The following is a 23,091-nucleotide window of genomic DNA, read 5'->3' as shown; positions in this document are numbered from 1 at the left end:
ACCGCCAAGATGGCGGCGTTACAGTTCTATACTACTAACAATTACAGGAGAACGAAATAATGATTAAAATTCTTCACGTCTCAGACATCCACATGGGAAGCGGGTTGTCTCATGGAAAAACTAATCCAGAAACGGGTTTAAATACTCGGCTGGAAGATTTTACTAGAACTCTAGGCCGGTGTATGGATAGGGCAATTTCTGAACCAGTTGATTTGGTTATATTTGGCGGAGATGCTTTCCCTGATGCTACGCCGCCGCCATTTGTAAAAGAAGCTTTTGCCCGCCAATTTAGTCGCTTAGTAGAGGCTCAAATTCCGACAGTATTGCTAGTAGGAAATCACGACCAACATTCCCAAGGACAGGGAGGCGCGAGTTTAGGAATTTACCGCACTTTGGGAGTGCCAGGATTTATTGTAGGCGATCGCCTAGAACTCCATCGCATCGAAACTCGCAACGGCCCAGTACAAGTTATCACCCTTCCCTGGCTTACCCGTTCTACCTTGATGGCGCGATCGGAAACCGAAGGCTTTTCCCTCGATGATGTTAACAAATTACTTGCCGATCGCCTTAAAGTTGCGATCGAAGGCGAAATCCGCCGCCTCGACTCAGAAGTACCAACCATATTACTCGCTCACTTGATGGCAGATCGAGCCAATCTCGGCGCTGAACGTTTTTTAGCCGTTGGTAAAGGCTTTAACATTCCCCTGTCAATGCTGACTCGTCCCTGTTTCGACTATGTAGCCCTCGGTCACGTCCACAAACATCAGAATCTTAACAAATCTAACGACCCTCCCGTGATCTATCCCGGTAGCATAGAACGAGTTGATTTTAGCGAAGAAAAAGAAGACAAAGGTTTTGTTCTGGTTGAACTAGAACGGGGAAAAGCCACTTGGGAATTTTGCCCTTTGCCAGTACGGGATTTTTGCACCATTAAAATTGATGTGTCCCAAGCAGAAAATCCTCAAGTAGAAATACTCAAAGCAATTGAGAAAAAGCAGATTAAAGACGCGGTAGTGCGGTTAATTTACCAGTTGCGATCGGATCAATTAAACAGTATCGAAAATGCAGAGTTGCACAGCGCCCTTCGCGAAGCTCACAGCTACACCATTCAACCAGAATTAGTCAGTCAACTCGCTAGACCTCGCTTGCCAGAGCTGGATTCTAGCAACAGCATTGACCCCTTGGAAGCACTAAAAACTTATCTTGACAGTCGGGAAGACCTCAAAGAGATAGCAGAGAATATGTTAGAGGCAGCAAACAGCTTGCTTGCCCATGAAGAGGAACCAATACTGGAGTTAAGTTAAGGTGCATAATTAGAGTTAAAATACCTATTCCAGAAAAGCTAGTGCCCTAAGTCTTTCTCTTTCTGTCTTCTAGCAAATGCCCTATGCCTCCTACTTATAAGTGATTCCTCCTACTTATAAAGTGAGAAAAATCACAAGGTGACGTGACGGGGATCGCCGCAATCCCCTAAAAAACAGGTGTGTTGGCGATTAATTTCCTATTGAGACATCCCAAAAATAAAAATCATCCTAATGGATGATACAGCTCAGGTATTAAATCCAATACTATTGATTTATATATGAATTTAACGAATGTACGGCAATGATGAATAACACACATCTTTTTCCCAATCAAATCCTTGAGTTATATGCTCAGGTTTCTTGTACCGGCCAACTAACTCATACAGATAAATTGACACTAGAATCTGCTTTGTCCAATAATTCCCTAGACAAAGAAGAGAAAATAGCAATTCAACGACTGTTCTATGCTCTGCGCCGAGGATATTTTCATCTGGTGGACAGCTAACAATCAACTATAGCAACCTTCTTGGCAGTTAGGACGTTCTGAGTTCCACCAAACTCGCTGATTCTATTCCCTTCTTTCCCTTCTTTCCCTAGCCCCTAGCCCCTAGCCCCTAGCCCCTAACCGCCAAGGCGGTTGCTTGATGGTTTATTTGGTTTTCGCTTCAACGCTAGATGGTTCTATTTCTACTTCTTTCACTGATAAACTCTGGCGGCTAAAGATTTGGAAGTAGATAGAAACAAAGAATTCTTTGATGGGAAAAGCGATAAATGTCAGGGGATTAATTGTAACGATGATGTTGCGAGTATCTGATTGAGCTTGTTTGATTATTTGCTTGGCTACCCAGTCTGCGGACATGATGCCAATGGGATTGAGATTGCTTTTAAATGGCCCTAAAATTAGTTTGCGGATGACACAGGGAGCATCTAAACGGCGTAATGTTACTAAGTCTCCTAAAGCGCGTTTACTGAGTTCGTAAAGAGGACTAACTGCGGGTATGACTTCAGCTTCTGAGGTGTTTACCCAGATTTCTTTACGTGCTATCTCTTCGTTTGTGCGGACGGTAGTGAGGAATAATTCGATTAGTCGGAAAGCTGAAAAGGTGTTGATTTCGTAGGAGTTGGCGATCGCGTCTTTTGTTCTGTCTCCCTGTACGTTGATCCCGTGATTGATTACCAGAATATCAATTTTTTCTAGCAATTCTGCTAATTCTGACTCTTGACTTATGTGCCAATTTATGGTACTAATAGGAAAATTTTCACCATCTATATTCAAGCTTAGGGTTTGTGTTCCCGATGTGAGGGCGATGACTTTTGCTCCTGCTTTGTGGAGGTGCGTTAGGAGTTGGCGGCCTAGTGTCCCAGAGGCCCCAGTCACAGCGATCGTTTTGCCTTTGAGAGAGAGTGCTGTACCCATGAGTTTGTCTATGAGGGTGATTGTACCGCAATAGTAAGCGTTTTGGTTGTCGAAATGATGCCGCCAGTGGTAAGGACGATTGACCAACCAGCTAGAAGGTGGGGTGAGGAAGTCGCCGGGTTGGTGGGTTAAGTCGGTGAGTTCGTCTGCACCTTTGAAGCCATAACCACGCGCGATCGCGCTTACCAAGAAACCTAATGTGTAGGTACAACCGACGAGGGCCCAGGGGTGGAAATTGGGGGTCGTGATGTAGGCTACAACCCATAGCAATAAGCCACATAGCAGCATTACTAAGGCTTCGGGTACGTCGTTACGCCATTGGGCCTGCTGGTAAATGCGATCGTTAACGGGGGTTAAATTGGGTCGAAAAACGCGGTGATGCCATACGTGCAGCCGATACAAAGGAGGGTAAATATGGGCCAGGACGTGGTATATGTCTCGTACTACTTCTGCTAAGAGTACAGAACCTAGTCCCCAAGCTGCTGCTATCCAATAATTTGTCATGCTCACACCGATTTTAAATTTGAGATATTACACATCACCATTTTGGAAGATAACTTAAAATGCGTTTTCTAGCTAGGGTGTTAATTGACTTAAGCGTTTTAATATTTGTAAAACGCTGTACAATTCATTGCCGGGATTGCGAGTTACGAATTCAGCTGATGTAGCATACTGCGGAATTTCTCCTCTGAGTAACTTGACAAAAGTGAAGTTAGCACCTGTAGTAATTAACCCAAAAGTAGGAGTTTCAGGATTGGGGTCTGCTAGCATATAAGCCAAGAGTTGTGCTAGTGCTTCATCAACCGAGAATGAAAGTTGTTTGGATTCTATGACTGTCACCCAAAAGTTATCTTTCAAAATTAAAACATCTATTCTACCTTCGATGATTATTCCTTCATCTTCCTCCTGAATCTGAACTGATTTTTCTGCTTTTATGTGAAAAGGAGACGCAAAAAAACCAGCTATAAACAAAATAGGACTGACTATGGCAAGTTTAATCACATTTTCTAGCAAAGGGGGATAGTCAAGTAAATTAAAATATCCCTCTTGGACCCGATCTAGCATTTGTTTTTCTGCATCTGTTATTTGAGGTAAGTTTTCTTGCCATTCTCGAAAAAATTCTGGATTCCGAACTCGCTGAAGTCCAAAATTATCGATTAAATCGCGGATGTTAATATTTTTAGCTTGGATTTTTTGAATCATAGTCCATCTCTTCAGTGAATAAATTATTGGAGTTCTCATCTATTATAGCTAATAAATGTACTTTCACTAAAGCTTCAATTTCCACAGTCGTGCATATTCCAATACTGGCTCTAGCTTACCTTGTTTTTGCTCAATAACTAAGTGCAGTTTTTCCGAAGGCCGGAATACGAAGAAATCGGCATAGCCTTTAAGCAAATCAAGGTTAGGCGAATCGCTCAAAAGCAGTAGTTGTACATCTTTATCAAGTAAATAGCTTAGGGATATCAAATCGCCCATATTAGTGAAATCATCGCCGCTATCAGCAATTACAATTTGGGACTTAGTAGAGGCTATCTTGAGCTGATTATTATTGATAATTTTGGCAACTTCTGCATTGTAATAGCTCAAATCTTTGCTCCACCAAGTATCTGAAAAAGCACTAACAGTACAAGATATTATACTGGCAGTGAAAATGGCAGCTAAAATAACTCGCCAGAGCCGTTGTGAAGTTTGAATTTTAGTTGCTAAGAAGTAACCAACTGCTAGTTGGATTCCCGGAAAACATGATACCAAGTAGCGGCTGACAGCAGACCGCTTACCACCTAATATTATATCTGGTAAAACGAGTATGAGAAAAGGCACAAAAATTGATGTGATAATAAATAGAGTAGTTGAACGGTTAGTCTGACGGTAGATATTGTAAATTGCCGCAAAAATCAGTAGAAAAAATGGCAACCTTAGTAGATAAGTCCAAACATTATCAAAGCCAAAGTCTAGGTCTACAAATATTGCTGTAAAACTGAGTAGCCAAAGTTTTACAAGGTAAAGGAAGCCTGGAGATATTTGAGTCCAACCCGTTGTATCTGATGCTCGTTGAAAATTAGTTATGAGTACGAATATCCAAGGGCTATAAAGAAGTATTGCTGCTATTACTGCCAAGAAAAATTTAGAAAGATTTACAGCGCCTTGATTTTTGAAATTAGTGATAAATAATCGCTGAGAAATCAGAAAAGCTCCTTGTCCAATAATTGTGAGAGCAAAGAAAGGGTGAGTATATAAACCGAGTGCGATCGATAGTGAATAATAACCCCAATATTTCCAATTTTCTAAACGGATTGCTCTTAACAGCAACCAACTACTACCAATGACTATTACTGCCAACAAGCTGTACTGTCTTGCTGTTTGAGCAAATAAGATATCGAAGGGAGATAAAGCGATGAATGCTGTTGCAAATAACGCCACTAAATGTGACGAAAAAAGTTCCCAAGCCAAGCCGTACATCAGGGGAAATGCTAGTAAACTTAATAGTGCTGGTAAGGTGCGGGATGCTGTCAAGGAACTGCCAAACTGTTGCATCCACAGACGAGCCATGAGAAAGTAAAATGGAGGATGTTGGGGGTCTTCAATTACCAGCGATCGAATTGTATCTGCGGCTGTACTTCCCGGTTTCAATTTTTGATAATTCTGCAACTCGGAGGCGGCGATAATGCGGTTTTGAAATAAGTTATTGTCGATTTCTTGACGGGTGAATCCAGCCGCTCGTATTGATGTATAAACTTCATCATGCCAGTATAATTTGTGGTCGATTTGAAAGAAGCGAAATCCCACTCCTATAATAATAGCGATTACTAATAAAATAACTAGCAACCGGAGGTTAATTCCGTTGATGAATTTATCTGATATAGTTGCCATACTTGTCCTAGTTATCGATGAATATATAGTCTTGTAGCAGCGATAGCTTGTATCGCAATGATATAGTTCAATTTTTAAACAAAATCGTGTTGAAAAGTTCCACAAGTTTCAACTCAGAAAATACTGGCAAATATCGATATTTTTGTAAATGCTCCTTATTGCTGGGTAAAAGTAAACCCAGTCCTGACAGTCCGCTATTAGCTTTAGCTGGATTCTTGTGATATTTGTAAATCATTAAATTTTTCAAAAAATCCACAAAATCATCGCAGTTATTTTGAATATCAGTTGCTTCCTTAGCTATAGCTTGAATTAATAAAACTACATCTATAAAATCTTCATCCATGTATCTGTAGGGCTTTAACTCTCCCCAGTTAATAGGTTTGAGCTTAGATGAAGTAATTTTATCTATGAGCGGGTTAAGCTTTCCGGGAAGTTCGCGGACATATTGATTATTTGTAACTGTATAACTGTTGTACATATCGCTTCGTTCAAATTTCATGATTTTTTCTGCTAGTTGACCCCCGTTAAGTTCTAAGTTTCGTCCCAAAAATTGCAGCGTTGATTCATAATAATAATTAGGGGCACCAAGGAGCTTTTGAGACGAAAGAGTGTAGTTAGCTGCATCTCGGAAAGTATAATGAGCTTCAATTGTTCCTTTATTGCAATTTTGAAAAAAGAATAATTCTACGCGACTATTGATTTCCCTATTAAAATTGGTGATAACATCACTCAGCTTTTTAATATTCATCCATTGAGTTTCTAGCTGTAGAGTTCCAGTATTCACATCGGGACTAATTTTATCTAACTGGCCGCCGTGACCGAGAAATGCGATCGCCCACTTATTTGCCACAAATTGTGAATTAGCCCAATTGAGGTATTCAGCAAAGACTTCCTCGCTAGCACTGTTCGCAGTCTTTAGCTGTTGAACTTCAACTTTGCCTTTAGTTATAATGCTCCTCGAAAGATTGTTTGCACCCAAAAAATCGGCTTGTACCACCACGAGAATATTGTCGCTTTGTACACCTCTGGCAAGCATCTGAAGGATAGGAAAACCAAAAGGGTACAGGTCATTGTCATAGGGCATCCAGTATAATATAACCCATTTATAATGTTGCTTGTTGTTCATTTTTTCTGAGGAAATTAGTTCTTGATTTGGGTGATTTTTTATATTAAAAGTTGCTAAGGATGAAGCGCTACCTATGGCTCCATACTGAATAAATTTTCTCCGTTTCATCCACTTACCTCAAAATCGATATTTAACTTAAAATCTCCTAGAAACAGGGTTCCTTTGAGAAACCCTGTTTCTTAACACCCTAACTGCCTAGCATTTGCAACTTGTACAAACTCGCGTACAGCCCATTTGCCTGCAACAATTCATCATGGTTCCCGGACTCTACTAATTGCCCTCGTTTCAGCACTAAAATCCGGTCAACATTACGAATTGTCGATAGTCTATGGGCAATAATTATCGCTGTCCTACCCACAAGCATCCGATCTAGTGCTTCCTGAATTAAAGACTCTGTGCCAACATCTAAGCTAGCTGTTGCTTCATCTAGTACCAAAATTTCAGGGTCGCGAATTGCTGCACGAGCAAAAGCTAATAACTGTTTTTGTCCGCCGGAAAGATTGGTTCCCCGTTCCCGTAATTGGGTATTATAACCTTGGGGTAATTGTTCAATTAAACTAGCTACATTTGTCTTGTCGGCTGCGGCTTGAATTTCCTCTATTGAGTAAGTTTCACCGAGGCTAATATTGCTTTTGACATCGCCGGCAAAGAGAAATCCATCTTGGAGAATAACTCCTATGTGCCGCCTTAATTCTGCTTGAGGTAACTCTCGAATATCGATGCCGTCAACAAGAATTCGCCCGCTGGTGGGTTCGTAAAGGCGGCATAGGAGGCGAATAATTGAACTTTTACCAGCACCAGTCGGGCCTACTAAGGCTACTTTTTCACCAGGGCGAATTGTAAAATCTAGGTCTTTGAGTACGTATTCATCTTGTTTGTAGGCAAACCAGACGCGATCGAAACTAATTTCACCACTTTTAGAATTGGTAATTGATAATTGTTGATTGTCTTTTTCTTTCCTGACGGGATCGCGAATTTCTATGGGTTCATTGAGAATATCGTTAATACGTTCAACGGCGGTAAATCCTGCTTGTAAGGATGTGAATTTTTCTGCGAATTGCCGTAAGGGATCGAAGAGGCGCTGAGCAAATAGAATAAAGGCAGAAAGTGTACCAAAATAGAGATTACCTTGCAAAACACTTTGGCCGCCCATCCACAAAACGGCTGCGATCGCAACTAATGCAATCCACTCTAATGTAGCAGATACGGCCGAGTCGTAAAAGATGGTTTTATCAACTGCATTAATATAGCGCCGATTGGTAGTACGAAATAATTCTGAGTTGAATTGTTCGCGGCGGAATAGTTGAACTACGCCAATGCCAGTCAAATTTTCTTGTAGTTGTGAGTTGAGTCCTGAAAGTTCTTCTCTCGCTTTATAGTTTTCTTCTCGATACCGCTGCTGAAAATAAATAATCAGTGCGGTGACTGGGATCATCATCAATACGAGCATTAATGCGAGTTGCCACTGTAAGGTAAACATGGCGATCGCAATCACTACAATTGAGAATAAATCGCTGACAATTCCAATTGCACCTGTTGAAAATACATCCCCCAAAGCTTCAACATCGCTGGTGAGGCGGGTAATCAATTTACCTACAGGAGTTCTGTCAAAAAATCGCACCGCTAAAGCAAGTACGTGGTCAAATAAATCATTGCGAATATCAGTGGTGATTTGCTGACCTAATTTAGTAACTAAGTACCCTTGAAGTGATTGCAATCCCAAGCGCAATGCTATTGTTATTAACAATAAAACACCTAGAAAATTTAATCCTTGGGATAAAGGCATTCCTTGCAGAAATTTGTAGGTAGGTTCTGATCGAATTAGCGAGATTGCCTGTCCGATTACTATGGGTTGAATTGCTCCCGATACTGATAGGGGTACTAATAAAAAAATGGAGACTGCTAGCAGGCGTTTGCTGCGAAGAGCGTAAGGTATTAGCCGCTGAAATAGCCGCCAGTCTGTTTCGCGGGGGGAGCGGTTTTCGGAGCCATCTGTGAGGGGTGATAAGGTGGTCATTAAAATTCAAGCAGTAGTTTTACAAAAAAAGCACGCTTTCCCAGTTTAGCGCAGGAGATTATCTTGCCATCATGCGGCAGATAGAGATATGCTAATTGTATCTCAAAACTATTCGCAAATGTGGTATATTATACTTGCTCATTATAAGCCTACCAGTGGAAGTAAAAGTTTATGCGTAAATTTTTGTGGCGGGTGTTAGTATTAAGTCCTACAATTCTGATTTTCTGCTCAAGTGGTTTTAAAGGGAGGACGTTGGCGACAAGCGATGCTTACGCTGAGAAAATTAATCGAGAGCCGACCAGGGGGACAATTCCTCAAACAAATATTTCTGAATTGTCTCAAGTGGAGCCGAGTAGCTGGGCTTTTCAAGCATTAAAATCTTTAGGCGATCGCTACACTTGTGCTGTTAAGAATCCAGACGGCACTCCTATTAGCAAGCGAGCTTTGACTCGCTATGAATTTGCAGCAGGTTTAAATAATTGCTTAGATCGGGTTAATCAGCTAATAGCTGCGGGTAATGCTAACTCAATTCGCCGGGAAGATTTAACTACTTTGCGGCGGTTACAGGAAGAATTTGCTGTTGAATTGGCGACGCTACGGGGTCGAGTTGACGCTTTAGAATCTCGTCCTTCTGAATTGGAAGCAGATCGGTTTTCTACTACTCCTAATAACAGTGGTCAACAGCAGGGAAATACGCCTTTTGTTCCAAGAGCTAGCGTTCCTGCCAGTGGCAATATTACTGTTTATCCCTTAAGTCGCGATCGCACTCAAAATGTCCCGGTTACAAGACCAAGTGGCGGCGTTTTTCCCATGCCTGTATCTCCCCCCGAACCTAATAGATTAGGAGAAGCTACTTTCGGTTTAACCCCAAATTTCTCAGCACAGGAATACGATCGCGAAGGCTACAATCGCATTTATGAAAATCCATTTGAGAGAGTCAGCAACAACGCTCTCTCAACATTTGGGATTGATGTTGATACAGCATCTTACAGCAATATCCGGCGTTTTATCACCAGCGGTACACTACCACCAAAAGATGCTGTGCGACTGGAAGAATTGATTAATTATTTTACTTATGACTACCCGCAGCCAGAAGGAGATCGCCCTTTTTCTATTACTACAGAAGTCGCCGCAAATCCCTGGAATTCTAAGCACAAATTAGTTCACATTGGCTTGCAAGGCAAAAGCATTTCTACACAAAATTTGCCGCCTAATAATCTCGTATTCTTAATCGATGTTTCCGGTTCAATGAATTCGCCAGATAAGCTGCCACTGGTGAAAGCATCTTTAAAATATCTCGTCAACGAGTTGAGAGACAAAGATAAAGTAACAATTGTAGTCTACGCAGGAGCCGCAGGATTAGTATTGCCTCCCACACCAGGCAACCAAAAAGAAAAGATATTAAATGCCATTGAAGAGCTAGAAGCAGGTGGTTCTACCGCAGGAGGAGCAGGTATTGAACTTGCCTACAAAATGGCGAATGAAAACTTATTAAAACAGGGAAATAACCGCGTCATCTTGGCAACAGATGGTGATTTTAATGTAGGTACATCTAGCGATGCTGAACTGGTGCGCTTGATAGAAGAAAAGCGAGAACAAGGTGTTTTTCTGACTGTATTGGGGTTTGGTACTGGAAATTTACAAGATGCGAAGATGGAGCAGCTTGCAGATAAAGGTAACGGCAATTATGCTTACATTGACAGTATGCTGGAAGCGAAGAAAGTGTTAGTCAATCAGATGGGTGGAACTCTATTTACTATTGCCAAAGATGTTAAAATTCAGGTGGAATTTAACCCGGCTAAAGTCCAAGCTTATCGCTTAATTGGTTACGAAAATCGGCGGCTGCAAAATCAAGATTTCAATGACGATAAAAAAGATGCTGGCGAGTTAGGTGCGGGTCATTCGGTGACAGCACTCTATGAAATTATTCCGGTTGGTGTGGAGAGTGATGTTAAGTTGTCAGAGGTTGACGAATTGAAATATCAGCAGACAAATGTAGCACCGAATGCCTATCAAACTGATGAATTGATGCAGGTAAAGTTGCGTTATAAAAAACCTAGCGAAACAACTTCTAATCTCATTAAGCAGTCAGTAATTGACCGCAGTATTAAATTGGAAAATGCTTCTGTAAATTTCCGGTTTTCGGCTGCTGTTGCTGCTTTTGGGATGGTGTTGAGAGATTCTGAGTATAAGGGAGAAGCTAATTTTGATGAAGTTTTAAAGCTAGCGAATCAGTCGAAAGGTGAGGATAAGGAAGGCTATCGTGCAGAGTTTATCCGTTTAGTTGAAAGCTGTAATATGTTGGTAAGAGCGTCAAAATAAGTCAATACTTACGCAGGTGTAACAGTTTTGGCTCAACTTTTAGGTATGTAGTTGGGCTTTAGCCCTAAAGGGAGGGCTAAAGCCCAACTACATACCTTTTAAACTAAGTTTAAACTGGGGTGAGAATTTGCGATCGCACCTGCTCAACTAACCGATCTAAGCCGCCAACATTCAACCGATAACTCAAAGGATGAGCAATCAAATAAGCTGTACTCTCAAACAAAACTTCAATCTCGATCAAACCATTTTCCCGCAGAGTGCGACCTGTTGAAACTAAATCAACAATTGCCTCCGACATCCCTGTAATTGGCCCTAATTCAACTGAACCATAAAGCGGTACAATTTCCACAGGCATATTCAAATTGTGAAAATGTTCTCTAGCACAATACACAAATTTAGAAGCAACTCGACCGTGAGGTGGCAATTCCACAGTCCGCCGATAAGGACTAGATTCTTTCACCGCTACCGACAGCCGACATTGACCAAATTTTAAATCAATTAAATTGGCAACTTTGGGCTTTTTCTCTCGCAAAACATCATAACCTACAATGCCTACTTGAGCTTGACCATATTCTACATAAACTGGTACATCTTGCGCCCTTACCAGCAAAGCTTTAGCAGTATTGGTGGGGTCAGAAATTTGAAGTTGGCGGTTAGATGAATCTAGAAAAGCACTGAAGTCTAATCCCACAGATTGCAACAGTCGAATGCTGTCAACTAACAAAGCGCCTTTAGGAAGTGCAAAGGTAAGCATAACAATTTTTAATGGCAAGTAAGTCAATTTTGGATAGGCGCGATGCCTACGGCTGGCTACGCCTACGCAGCTTAGCGTCAGCAGCTTTTACCGAAACTACAATAACACAGATAGCTAGCTCATAAATAAATTTTCTAGCTATTGCGGTGACAGTTTTTTCTGGATATATTTAGATGTAGTCACTTTTGTTACTGAGGTAAGGATTCCCTTAGATATGCCAAAAACCCACGAATAAATTCGGCGCTATTCTCCTTATGAAGATTCTCTTAGTTGATGATGAAATTGAGCTGACTGACCCATTGAGTCGGGTGCTGACTCGCGAGGGTTATGAGGTTGACGTGGCTGATAATGGAGCAACGGGAGACGAGTTTGCGTCCCAGGGAAACTACGATTTGCTGATTCTGGATTGGATGTTGCCGGGAAAAACGGGATTGTCAATTTGTCAGAAATTGCGCTCGGAAGGTCGCGCTACACCCGTCTTATTTCTGACTGCGAAAGATACTCTGGACGATCGCGTTCAGGGACTCGATGCGGGTGCTGATGACTATTTAGTAAAACCCTTTGAATTGCGGGAGTTATTGGCAAGAGTCCGGGCTTTATTACGGCGGCCTTCGATGTTAGAAACAGGCGGGATCGTGCCGGGATCGTGCAATCGTTTGCGGGTTGCCGATCTAGAACTAGATTTCGATAATCAGTTAGCTTATCGTCGTGGTAGAACAATTGATTTGTCCGAAAAAGAATGCCAGCTTTTAGAATATTTAATGCGCTATACTGGTCAACTTTTGACTCACGAACAAATTCACCAATATTTGTGGTCAGAGGGGGAAAAACCGAGTAGTAATGTGTTGGCAGCTCAAATTCGTTTATTGCGTAGAAAAATTGAAGCCGCAGGCGATTTACCACTGATACATACTGTCTATGGTAAGGGATATCGATTAGGAGAAGGAAGCTAGTTTGTTAACGGGACTTACTCAAAAATAGCTGTAAAGCCGCCATCTTGGCGGTGACAATACCGACAAGATGGCGGCTTTACGTAAATAGCCAAATTTATCAAGTTAATTTTTACTTACTTACCAATGTGATTATTGTAACTTCTGGGGGACAAAATAACCGTCCAGGTAAATAGGTTCCTAAACCGCGATTAACATAAAGTAAGTTGCTACCGACTTGATGCAATCCACTTGCCCATTCCCAATGATTAACTACTCGATCGCCAACTGAAAAATAAGGAATTTTACTCCGCAATGATTTAGGCATAATACGACCAACTGAGTCTATCCAAATCGATACAGGCCCTAATCCGGGAATGACTATTTGACCTCCATGAGTGTGACCGGATAGTTGCAAATCTATGCGCCATTTTTGCAATTTCTCGGCACTATCGGGATTGTGGGACAATACGATCCGAGGGATATTTTGATTTATTAATCCTATTGTATCCTCTGGCTTGAAATCACGAGACCAAAAATCTGCTAAGCCAACTAATGCTAATTCCGAACCTAAAGGATAGGCTATTTCATTATATAATACCTGAATTCCAATGTTAGTTAAGGCGTTAGTAACTTCGGTTTTTGCTCCTTGGTAAAAGTAGTCATGGTTGCCAAGTATGGCATAAATTCCAGCGCTACTTTGTAAGTTTTTAAGTTGCTGGACTAAGCCGTGAATGGGTTCGGGTTCCTCCGTTATGTAGTCGCCTGTTAAGAGGATGAGGTCTGGTTCTGCTTGATTGGTGGCGGCGATCGCTTGTTGCAGTAAGCGATCGGATAGTCGTAGGCCGTCGTAGTGGAAGTCTGTAAGCTGTACGAGTTTGGTTCCTGAGAGTTTGGCCGGGAGGTTGGCGATCGCTATGGTTAAGCTTTCTACTCGCAGTTTGCCTGTTAATAACCTGTGCATGAATGTGAGGTTTTTTGACGGGGCAGACTATAGCTTAGCAAACGGGTGGAGAGAAGCGCGATCGCTTCTCACTTATCCTGTAACCAATTTGTTAAATCCGCCGCGCTAGAAAAATCCAATAACGCCTCACCTAAATCCTCTAATTGATCGATAGATAATCTCTGAATTCGTTCCTGTATTTCCAAATCAACAGCACCAATTCGACGGGTAAGTAGACGAATGATTAGTGTTAATTCTCCCTGTTGTATTCCTCGTTGAATCCCCCGCTCAATTCCCTGTTCAATTCCCCGCTCAATTCCCTGTTCAATTCCCCGCTCAATTCCTTCTTCCATCCAACTGGTGACAATTTCCATAACTCCCTCCTGTTGCCTTGGTTCAAGTTTAGCAAATTCAGCATCAAACTCCTCTTTCTCCTCTGGACTTAACTTGAGGTAAGTATCAATAAATCCAGAAATTAACTGCACTTGTGCTGGATTCAGCCCTAAACTCGATAGTAAGCGCAAAGATGCCAGTTTAACAGTCGGACGTTCCCGATCTAACTTCTGCATTTTAGCCATCAATGCACTTGCTACGGGATTGCGCTGATTCTCAAAATCTCGCCACTGAAGGCGGTTAAGCTGAATGGCGCGATAGTTAAATTCTAATACAATAAAACCCGGAAATTCAACCCGATGAAAATTTGGTGCTGCTAGTTTAGGCTCATCGTAGGAATAAATGACGACGGGATACACTGGGACACCATGTTTCTCGTACAGACGGGCAAAGTAGCGAAACATTCGTTTGCCAAACTCTGCTTCAGAACGTGCTTGGTGTTCGAGATGAATGATAAAGTAAGATTCCTGACCCCTAAATTGGGCTTTCACTACTAAATCAGCTTGATATTTCTCCCCAGAGGTGACATCGGTAAATATTTCGGGATTTAGAAACTCCAAGGAATCAGGTTCTAATTCTGCCGAAACATCTGGCAAAAACAGCTCCACAAATTCTCTAAAAAAGGTGGAGAGGAGTTCTTTAAATAAACGGTCGTGGTCGATCATAAGATTAGTATAACATATCTGGCTAGTAAAATCATAATGATAGATGCGATCGCCTCTCACTTATGTTAAAGATATTAAAAAACTCCCCCTTCAAAAAGGGGGTTAGTTGCGATCGCAACGATTTAACTTTGTTCAAATGGTGTAGTTTTACTTACTGTTTCCCCATCCTCAGAAGATGGGAAAAATTTCTGAGTTACCCAATAAGTTACAATGTGTGATAGCAATCCCATTGGGCCAGCAAACAAAGATAAAGCTAGGGAATGGATAGTCCAAACTCCTGTTCTTTGTCCTTCCCAATAAATCCACCGACCAACAAACAAATCCATCACTAAAAAATGTATCCATCCCGTTGCTGTAGCTTTTTCATCTCCAAAAAATCGGGCAATATCTGCTAGTTTAGGATTGGAGAGTGCCGCCGCGTTTTCAGGAGTAATAGAACTGATGAACAGATATATATACAGAACCGCTAACACCACAAAGGGGATGAAGGAATTCATAACTTTGCGGGTAATTCCCAAGTTAGGCAATAAAATCATTAATGCCCATAAGGGTAGTACAAAGATGTTCGCGGCGTTGAAAATTTGCTCTGCTGTCATAGCTAGTTGTTGACTCCTGCGAGGAATATAATATTACTAGAGCTGTTAAAAACACTTTACCATGAATGACTACGATTTTACAGATTGGTGTTTGAATAAAGGAAATCTTTCCCCAGAGGCTAGATATACTGTGGATTTACTTTTGCAAGTAAGCGAAGTTTCTGACTGCAACCAAGCTGGGGAATTTTTGGCAAATCTTACAGAGCTTAATCTTAAACGTAGTCAAGTTAATGATATTAGCCCTCTTTCCTCTTTGACTAAGCTTACTACGCTGAACCTGAGTAGCAATTCCATATCAGATATTAGTCCTCTCCAATCTCTGACTAACCTGAAAACACTAATTCTAGATGTCAATCAAATATCAGATATTAGTCCTCTCAAATCTCTCACAAATCTTACTGAACTTGTCCTTGATACTAATCAAATATCCGATATTAGCCCTCTGACTTCTCTAACTAAGTTAACTACACTTATCCTTTTTGACAATCAAATATCCGATCTCAGTCCCCTGGAATCTCTCACAAATTTAACTACTCTCATTCTCTACAATAATCAAATTAATGATATTAGTTATCTTGCAGGTTTAACAAATTTGACTACTCTCTATCTTTATGAAAACCAAATCTCAGATATTAACTCTATTTCCAACCTGAAAAAGCTTAAAAATTTACTAATTTTTAGTAATAAATTATCAGACCTTAAGCCGTTGGCATCTCTAACCAATCTTGCTAAGTTGGTTCTCTTTAATAATCAAATATCAGATATCAGTTCCCTATCTTCCCTAATTAATTTAACTGAGCTTAATCTGGGAAATAATCAAGTATCAGATGTGAGTCATCTTAAATATTTAACTAATATTTCTGAACTTTATCTTTTTAATAACTTTATTACGGATATCACTCCGTTAGAATCTTTAACTAATTTAATTTGGCTTGACCTGTTTAATAATCAAATATCAGACATTGGTTCTTTGAAGTCTCTGACTAAGCTTTCTTTTCTTGACGTTCGTAGTAATCGAATTGCAGATAAAAACTGTCCTGTAAATCCAGAGTCTATCTGCCGATTTTAAGTATTTTAGAGCTTACCCATCTTTGCAGGGCTGCCGATGCGATATCTTTACCGCCGGGACGGCGGCGTTACATAAAGCCTACATAAATCCTATCTTTTCTTGGTTACAAAAATTGCGCTGTCTGGCCCGGCGATAGCAATGTGTTAGCACATATAATATCAGAGGCAGCAACAGCAGGAACGCCAATTCCTGGCATAGTGCTATCACCGACGCAGTATAAACCGCTGATGGGGGTGTGAGGCCCTGGAAATGTGCTTTTCCCGGCGATCGCGGGCCCGTAAGTTCCTTGATAGCGCCGTAAGAAACGGGCGTGAGTTAGCGGTGTGCCAATCATTTCTAGGACTATGCGCGATCGCGGTATAATTTTCTCTAAGGCTTGGAACAGAGACTGCGATCGCGTACTTCCCGATCCGCCAACTGTCCAACGGAATTGCCGATCGCGATCGCATCAAAATCTTCCATCAATCAATGCCTTCTTCCTTCTCCTTACCACCTACGCAGCCAGTGTAACAATTAAGGGATGACACGCAGAAGAGTTCTCCGTACTCCTACCTTAGAGCCCTCATGTACCTCTACTCCCTTGTTATCGGAGAAAACCTGCTATAATTTTATAATTTAGTGCATATTCTTACCAGTGCATTTTCCCAGGAGGCAACCATGAGCGCTTTATCTATTTTAGATGAAGTTGTTAGCATACTCGAAAATGATGTTAACGCCCAGCGCATTAAAAGACTAATACTTTTTGCTTGCAAAGAGATATGGGAAAATGATTCAACCGTCCTCGAACGTACCGATCTCCGTGAAATCATCCGCAACTTATGTATCAAATTTAGCCAAGTAGAAGATATTGAAGCCGTCTTAAATAGTATTGTTTCCAAAGTCAATAAAAAGACAGAGTATGCTTTAATCGCTACCACTATTATCACTCAAATCACCAGGCTATACGAAGAAGAAGACACAGAAGTTGAAACAACTATATCCAACTCTTTCGCCTTTCAAGTGCCGACATATTTTGTAGAGCCATTAAATTCTACCCAGCCAGCAGAAACAGAAGAACAAGAAGAAGAAGAACTTAACAAACCAGGCTATCTATTTGATGTCCGACAGAAAATTTTACAACAGACAAACCCTCTTCGCGCTAAAATTCTGATTTTTTCTACACTTTACCACGAATTTAGCTTCAGCGAACGAGACTGGTCGCTACTGAAAACACAAGAACTCGACCACTTATTGCGCCAACTCCTCAACGCTTGCCCAACCCTTACAGAACTAGAATCTCAATTATACAGAACCGCTAACCACCTCGATAATTCTGATGAAAATGCCCAAGCTGCCAGCGTAATTATCCAAGCTATGACAAATTGTTATATACAGGGAAAACAAGAGCCAGATCGAGCTGAAAGTATTAACGACCAAGGATACGAAGATACCCATTTAATGAATAACGTTTTTCAAGAAACCACGCTGACTAACGATGTCGGTTATTTCGAGGACGGCGAGATTACAATGATGGGTCAAGGTGCTGCCGGTAATTTTTATTATAACCCCCAAGCAAGTCAACTATGGCCAGCCCATACAACCTTTTCTCCCGGAGACGATACACAAACAAGCGACCCCGATGCCACTTCTGAGTTAATCCCGCCACACCTAACAACCTATCATATTTCTGAATCAGTAGAAAGTCAGGAAGATTCCCATCAAAGCGTAGCAGCAGCGATCAATATTAGTGATTCTATCAAACAAAAATTGGATCTAGAAGAAGAGATTAAAGCATTAGTTAGTGAAAGCAGCAATATCGTGATGACTACAGTAGAAAGGACACTCAGCGAGTTAGAGGTTGACTTAGACAGACAAGTTGCCAACGAAAACATAGAGGAAAAAGTAGTTCAAAAATATAAAGCACTCAGAGACTTTATTGGCAATGTTGAGGAATTTACTTCTAAATTAATACAAATTTTAAGTCAATTAGAGTCCGCAGAAAGACAACGACTCAATCTTCATAATCCTAATCCTAATTCTCCCGAAAAAGAGCCGCAGAATCCTAATCATGGTAAGATAAATCAGCAAAGACTTGTCGAACTAGCAAGACAGGGAAACCCCAAGGCAATCGCAGTTTTACTGAATCAATTTCTCCAACCTAAAGGCATTAATGCTATGGCACTTTTAAGAGACGGTTGCTTCCATATACTTCTCGAATCTGCCCAAGTACCCAATCGAGAAGTGACAGCTAAATTTGTGCAGAATAAGCTGGCAGGTTTGAAATCAAAATCAATCACTCATGTCAAAGTTCACGGTCGTCAATCAGGGAATAAGTCCGTAGCTTGGACTCAAGAAGTTCTTAATCCAAGCAGTTGAAAAAATCAAATTTTACCAAAAACTAACAAACCATTACTTATGAATCCTGGCGAACTTTTGAGGAGATATACAGCAGGAGAATTAGATTTTAAAGGTATAAATCTTAGGGGCGTACACCTGAGCGGTGCAGACTTGATTGGCGTTAATTTGAGCGGTGCCGACCTTCATGGCGCAAACTTAATTATGGCATACTTGAGCCGAATTAATTTTCAGCGTGCAAATTTAATTAACGCAAAGCTCTGTGGTGCTAATTTAAATCAAGCAAATTTGAGCAGCGCAAATCTCGCTGATGCGGACTTACACGGTGCTAGTTTACAAGGTGCAGACTTTCGCAAAGCTAACATATCTTTGGCAATTTTGCTCGATGCAAACCTGACTGATGCTGATATGAGAGGAGTCAATTTACAAGGTGCAGACTTACGCGGTGCGTGTTTGCGAGGGGCAAATTTACGATACGAAAGGCGAGTTTTTGAGGCTGTAAATTTGCGGGGTGCAAATCTACGAGATGCTGACTTGCGAGGTGTAAACCTAACTAATGCCGATTTAAGTAAAGCGGATCTTACCGGTGCTAACCTCAGTGAAACTGTACTGCGCGAGGCTAATTTAAGTCAGGTAAATCTCAGTAATGCAGTCCTAGAAGGTGCTTTTCTGACTGAAGCAAATTTAACTCAAGCAAATCTATCTCGCGCCATAATGACTAATGCCAAATTGGAGAGAGCAGTATTAATAGATGCAGAAATGGCTGGTGTAAAATTGCGCGGTGCATTCTTACCTGATGCTAAGCTTCATAAAGCTAATTTGACTTTAGCTGACTTGAGTATAGCTAACTTAGTAAGGGCCGATCTCAGTAGAGCTAATTTGAGTAAGGCTAATTTGAATGAGACTGATTTAACTGATGCTTATTTGGCGAAAACAGACTTGCGCGATGCGATATTGAATCGTGCAAATATTACGAGGGCAGATTTAAGCACTGCTAACTTAGTAGGTGTACAATTGCGCGGAGCAACTATGCCTAATGGGGAAATTCACGATTAATGCAAGGAAGAAGAAAGAGGGAAAAAAGAGCGATCGCATCTTAGCGATTGCGCTAGTCAGAATTTTGCAGTTGCAGATCGCACTGTTTACACACAAAGCCGCCTAAAAATAAGGCTTCTACTGTTTTGCCTTCGGGAATCAGCCCTGTTTTGCAAAAAAAAGAAACATTTATCAAAAAATTGTTACAAATGTTCGTATAATAACCTCATCCACAGGTAAGTATTTTTTCTCACTGCCATGATCGAGGCTCAATTTCCCTGGCTGACGGCAATTGTACTATTTCCCCTCATTGCTTCTGCCCTCATACCCGTCCTACCCGATAAAGACGGAAAACAAGTACGGTGGTACGCCTTGGGTGTAGCGATCGCCGACTTTGTTCTCATGTCCTACGTCTTCTGGAAACATTACGACCCCAATCTCAACACATTTCAACTCGTAGAGACGTACTCTTGGATACCTCAGTTAGGTCTCTCCTGGTCAGTTTCCGTAGACGGGCTCTCACTCCCGCTGGTACTTCTAGCTGGATTAGTGACAACACTCTCGATTTTTGCAGCGTGGGAAGTCGATCGCAAACCCCGCCTGTTCTATTTCCTAATGTTATTGATGTACTCAGCGCAGATAGGCGTATTCGTCGCCCAAGACGTGCTGCTGCTATTCATCATGTGGGAACTAGAACTGATTCCCGTCTACCTGCTGATCTCGATTTGGGGCGGTAAAAACCGTCAGTACGCTGCTACAAAATTCTTGATATATACAGCGGCCGCATCTATATTTATTCTCGTAGCTGGCCTAGCAATGGCATTCTACGGGGGTGGTAACATCACCTTCGATATGGTCGAACTAGGTCTGAAAAATTACCCCCTCGGTCTAGAATTGCTGCTTTACGCCGGATTGCTAATTGCCTTTGGCGTTAAACTGGCGATTTTCCCCCTCCACACCTGGCTACCTGACGCTCACGGCGAAGCTTCTTCACCCGTATCGATGATTTTGGCAGGCGTACTGCTGAAAATGGGCGGATACGGACTGATTCGCTTAAATTTACAGCTTCTACCAGATGCCCACGTTTATTTTGCACCGATTCTAGCGATGCTGGGCGTGATCAATATTATCTATGGCGCGTTTAACTCCTTTGCTCAGGACAACATGAAGCGCCGCTTAGCCTACTCGTCAGTTTCTCACATGGGATTCGTATTGTTAGGTATTGCATCCTTCACTGACTTGGGAATCAATGGCGCACTATTGCAGATGCTTTCTCACGGTTTAATCGCCTCTGTATTGTTCTTCTTAGCAGGCGTAACTTATGACCGCACCCACACAATGGCCTTAGCAGAAATGGGCGACCTTGGTAAAGTGATGCCCAAAGTTTTTGCCTTATTTACCATCGGTGTGATGGCATCTGTAGCTCTCCCTGGTATGAGCGGTTTTGCTAGCGAACTCTCGGTATTTGTGGGTGTGGCTACCAGCGATATTTATAGCACCAGTTTCCGCGCTGTCACAGTATTTTTAGCCGCAGTCGGATTGATTTTAACGCCGATTTATTTGCTATCAATGTTACGGCAGTTATTCTATTCTGGTGTAGCACCTACCTGTGACCTTGATGGTAATTTGAAAGATACGGGAGAACAGGAAGCGGCTTGTTTTGGTAATAGTTGCGTCTTGCCTGGGGATGCTATTTTTAGCGATGCTAGACCTCGCGAAGTGTTTATCGCTGCGTGTTTCCTAATCCCAATTATCGGCATTGGTTTCTATCCAAAAATGGCTACACAGGTTTACGATGTAACGACTGTAGCGGTGAATGCTGAAGTTCGTGAATCTTATGTGCAAATAGCTCAACAGAATCCTCAGATTTATGCCAAGAGTATCTTGGCTCCTAAAATCGCAGAGTCTAAGGCACCCTCGGTTGCGGGAATCTTTAAGTAAGTTTATCTGCGGAAAAGAGAGCGATCGCTTAGTGGGCGATCGCTCTTTTTTCTGGTGTATTGTACTCTGGCTGCTTAAAATTTGTCCGAAGTATTGATTTTAAATCACCCGAACTTTCCTTCACTCCTGTCTTATGGTACTTTGGCTGCTTAAAAACTGTCCGGAGTATTGAACTAAATGGAAGCATTGCATCAAGACGGACAACGTATTAGTTAGATAATTAAAGATCGCTCTTATTCTTTTCCCAAAAAAGCGATCGCCTTTGCTCATTTTATACTAAACTATAAAGTGTTTTATCCTGTATCTAAGCTGCAATACTTGAGAGGTAACATGACCCAAGCAGCCGAAAAAACTTTCCTTCCCCCTCCTTTCCCCGATCGCACTCAACTGCCAGAGTCAGACGGCACTTTTGTAAAAAATTTTCAGGAGCATCCCCAAAGCATTATTTTGACTGATTCTATCGGCCCGCTGTTGCAAAAGCTTCATCCCGATGGGCAGTATGCTATTGGTCAAGACTGTGGCATTTACTGGCGAGAAACTGACCCCCTGGAAAAAGGCGCAGAAGCTCCAGATTGGTTTTATGTGCCTAATGTGCCACCAATGTTAGATGGTCAAATTCGGCGCTCTTACGTGCTGTGGCGGGAATTTCTAGCACCGACGATCGCCTTGGAGTTCGCATCAGGCGACGGTTCCGAAGAGCGAGACACCACGCCGCTATCCTACTCAGAAGTGGGTGAAGTACAAAGACCTGGCAAGTTTTGGGTCTATGAGCGGATCATGCGGATTCCGTATTATGGCATCTATGAGATCCGCAGTGGCAGGCTGGAGGTGTATAACCTAATCAATGGGTTTTATCAGCAGTTAGTTCCCAACGATCGCGGCCATTATGCGATCGCGCCCATTGACCTAGAGTTAGGACTATGGCAAGGTAACTATCAAAATCAGACAATGCTATGGCTGCGGTGGTGGGACAGTGAGGGTAATTTGCTGCTGACAGGTGCAGAAAGAGCTGTTGTAGAAGAGGAGCGAGCTGCTGTGGCACAGGAACAAGCTTCTTTAGCACAGGAACAAGCTGCTGCGGCACAGGAACAAGCTTCCTTAGCAGAGCAGGCTTTGAGTGCAGAAGCGCGATCGCGACGGGCTGCTATCCCTCGGTTATTAGCAATGGGATTGAATACAGAGCAAGTAGCAGAAGCGCTAAGTTTATCAGTAGAGGAAGTTAGCCAGTATTCATTGTATAGCAACCGCCAAGACGGTTAGGACAACTTTATTTGTTGAACGTAACGCCGCCTTCTAGGCGGTGCCCTAACCGCCTAGAAGGCGGCGTTACGGATATCTGTCCTAACTGCCTTGGCGGTTGCTATAAGGGCCC

The 23,091-nt window shown here is 41.9% G+C and carries 19 protein-coding genes and 1 pseudogene; 9 read left to right on the top strand and 11 right to left on the bottom strand.

The genetic code is table 11. From position 1 onward, the window contains the following. Positions 1–59: 59 nt before the first annotated feature. Together sbcD and PY364_RS05615 are read left to right on the top strand one after the other, a co-directional pair. Positions 60–1,304 carry an exonuclease subunit SbcD gene (sbcD, locus tag PY364_RS05620; protein WP_275521233.1) on the top strand — a complete coding sequence of 415 codons (1,245 nt, stop codon included), beginning with the start codon at positions 60–62 and terminating at the stop codon, positions 1,302–1,304. A gap of 301 nt (positions 1,305–1,605) precedes the next feature. Further along, entirely contained in the window at positions 1,606–1,809 is a 204-nt protein-coding gene (locus tag PY364_RS05615; RefSeq protein ID WP_275521231.1) for a hypothetical protein, read from the top strand. Between the two features lie 144 nt (positions 1,810–1,953). On the opposite strand, the gene PY364_RS05610 is transcribed toward PY364_RS05615, so the two are convergent. From PY364_RS05610 to PY364_RS05590, 5 genes are all read right to left on the bottom strand, one after another. Continuing rightward, positions 1,954–3,225, bottom strand: a complete 1,272-nt coding sequence (locus PY364_RS05610; protein WP_275521229.1) for a bifunctional sterol desaturase/short chain dehydrogenase — start codon at positions 3,223–3,225, stop codon at positions 1,954–1,956. A gap of 72 nt (positions 3,226–3,297) precedes the next feature. Further along, entirely contained in the window at positions 3,298–3,924 is a 627-nt protein-coding gene (locus PY364_RS05605; protein ID WP_275521227.1) for a restriction endonuclease subunit R, read from the bottom strand. 66 nt (positions 3,925–3,990) lie between these two features. Beyond that, complete coding sequence (locus PY364_RS05600; protein ID WP_275521225.1) at positions 3,991–5,595, bottom strand: glycosyltransferase family 39 protein; 1,605 nt, start codon at positions 5,593–5,595, stop codon at positions 3,991–3,993. 67 nt (positions 5,596–5,662) lie between these two features. Next, complete coding sequence (locus tag PY364_RS05595) at positions 5,663–6,829, bottom strand: clostripain-related cysteine peptidase (protein ID WP_275521223.1); 1,167 nt, start codon at positions 6,827–6,829, stop codon at positions 5,663–5,665. A 79-nt stretch (positions 6,830–6,908) separates the two neighbouring features. Beyond that, the gene (locus PY364_RS05590) at positions 6,909–8,738 is read right to left on the bottom strand and encodes an ABC transporter ATP-binding protein (RefSeq protein ID WP_275521221.1); all 1,830 of its coding nucleotides are present in this window, start codon (positions 8,736–8,738) and stop codon (positions 6,909–6,911) included. Positions 8,739–8,909: 171 nt separating this feature from the next. Between PY364_RS05590 and PY364_RS05585 the strand changes: the two genes are divergently transcribed. Beyond that, positions 8,910–11,060, top strand: coding sequence for a VWA domain-containing protein (locus PY364_RS05585; protein ID WP_275521219.1), 2,151 nt, complete (start codon positions 8,910–8,912; stop codon positions 11,058–11,060). Between the two features lie 109 nt (positions 11,061–11,169). On the opposite strand, the gene hisG is transcribed toward PY364_RS05585, so the two are convergent. Further along, a complete protein-coding gene (hisG, locus tag PY364_RS05580; RefSeq protein ID WP_275521217.1) occupies positions 11,170–11,814 on the bottom strand; it encodes an ATP phosphoribosyltransferase in 645 nt (214 codons plus the stop codon). 254 nt (positions 11,815–12,068) lie between these two features. Between hisG and PY364_RS05575 the strand changes: the two genes are divergently transcribed. After that, positions 12,069–12,767: a response regulator transcription factor gene (locus tag PY364_RS05575; RefSeq protein WP_275521215.1), complete on the top strand. Its 699-nt coding sequence runs from the start codon at positions 12,069–12,071 to the stop codon at positions 12,765–12,767. A 109-nt stretch (positions 12,768–12,876) separates the two neighbouring features. Here the strand turns inward: PY364_RS05575 and PY364_RS05570 are convergent, their stop codons facing one another. From PY364_RS05570 to PY364_RS05560, 3 genes are all read right to left on the bottom strand, one after another. After that, positions 12,877–13,707, bottom strand: coding sequence for a metallophosphoesterase (locus PY364_RS05570; protein ID WP_275521213.1), 831 nt, complete (start codon positions 13,705–13,707; stop codon positions 12,877–12,879). 68 nt (positions 13,708–13,775) lie between these two features. Further along, entirely contained in the window at positions 13,776–14,744 is a 969-nt protein-coding gene (locus tag PY364_RS05565; RefSeq protein WP_275521211.1) for a DUF4351 domain-containing protein, read from the bottom strand. 122 nt (positions 14,745–14,866) lie between these two features. After that, complete coding sequence (locus PY364_RS05560; protein WP_275521209.1) at positions 14,867–15,340, bottom strand: ABA4-like family protein; 474 nt, start codon at positions 15,338–15,340, stop codon at positions 14,867–14,869. Positions 15,341–15,401: 61 nt separating this feature from the next. On the opposite strand from PY364_RS05560, the gene PY364_RS05555 reads away from it, so the two are divergent. Beyond that, positions 15,402–16,409, top strand: a complete 1,008-nt coding sequence (locus PY364_RS05555) for a leucine-rich repeat domain-containing protein (protein ID WP_275521207.1) — start codon at positions 15,402–15,404, stop codon at positions 16,407–16,409. A gap of 103 nt (positions 16,410–16,512) precedes the next feature. On the opposite strand, the pseudogene PY364_RS05550 reads toward PY364_RS05555, so the two are convergent. Continuing rightward, a pseudogene (locus PY364_RS05550) lies at positions 16,513–16,806 on the bottom strand (all-trans-retinol 13,14-reductase); the annotation flags it as partial. 260 nt (positions 16,807–17,066) lie between these two features. On the opposite strand from PY364_RS05550, the gene PY364_RS05545 reads away from it, so the two are divergent. Both PY364_RS05545 and PY364_RS05540 read left to right on the top strand, forming a co-directional pair. After that, positions 17,067–18,764 (top strand): hypothetical protein, encoded by a 1,698-nt coding sequence (locus PY364_RS05545; RefSeq protein WP_275521205.1) that lies wholly within the window; start codon positions 17,067–17,069, stop codon positions 18,762–18,764. 39 nt (positions 18,765–18,803) lie between these two features. Next, positions 18,804–19,799 carry a pentapeptide repeat-containing protein gene (locus PY364_RS05540; RefSeq protein ID WP_275521203.1) on the top strand — a complete coding sequence of 332 codons (996 nt, stop codon included), beginning with the start codon at positions 18,804–18,806 and terminating at the stop codon, positions 19,797–19,799. A 52-nt stretch (positions 19,800–19,851) separates the two neighbouring features. Here PY364_RS05540 and PY364_RS05535 read toward each other — a convergent pair whose 3' ends face one another. Then, the gene (locus PY364_RS05535) at positions 19,852–19,974 is read right to left on the bottom strand and encodes a hypothetical protein (RefSeq protein WP_275521201.1); all 123 of its coding nucleotides are present in this window, start codon (positions 19,972–19,974) and stop codon (positions 19,852–19,854) included. A gap of 62 nt (positions 19,975–20,036) precedes the next feature. On the opposite strand from PY364_RS05535, the gene PY364_RS05530 reads away from it, so the two are divergent. Continuing rightward, entirely contained in the window at positions 20,037–21,719 is a 1,683-nt protein-coding gene (locus tag PY364_RS05530) for an NAD(P)H-quinone oxidoreductase subunit 4 (protein ID WP_275521199.1), read from the top strand. Between the two features lie 330 nt (positions 21,720–22,049). Then, positions 22,050–22,979, top strand: coding sequence for a Uma2 family endonuclease (locus PY364_RS05525; RefSeq protein ID WP_275521197.1), 930 nt, complete (start codon positions 22,050–22,052; stop codon positions 22,977–22,979). Positions 22,980–23,091 lie beyond the last annotated feature (112 nt).

Source organism: Kamptonema sp. UHCC 0994 (assembly GCF_029167235.1).
GTDB lineage: Bacteria > Cyanobacteriota > Cyanobacteriia > Cyanobacteriales > Microcoleaceae > Kamptonema.
Note: the sequence above shows the minus strand (reverse complement) of the source record. Positions and strands in the feature narration are given on the sequence as shown.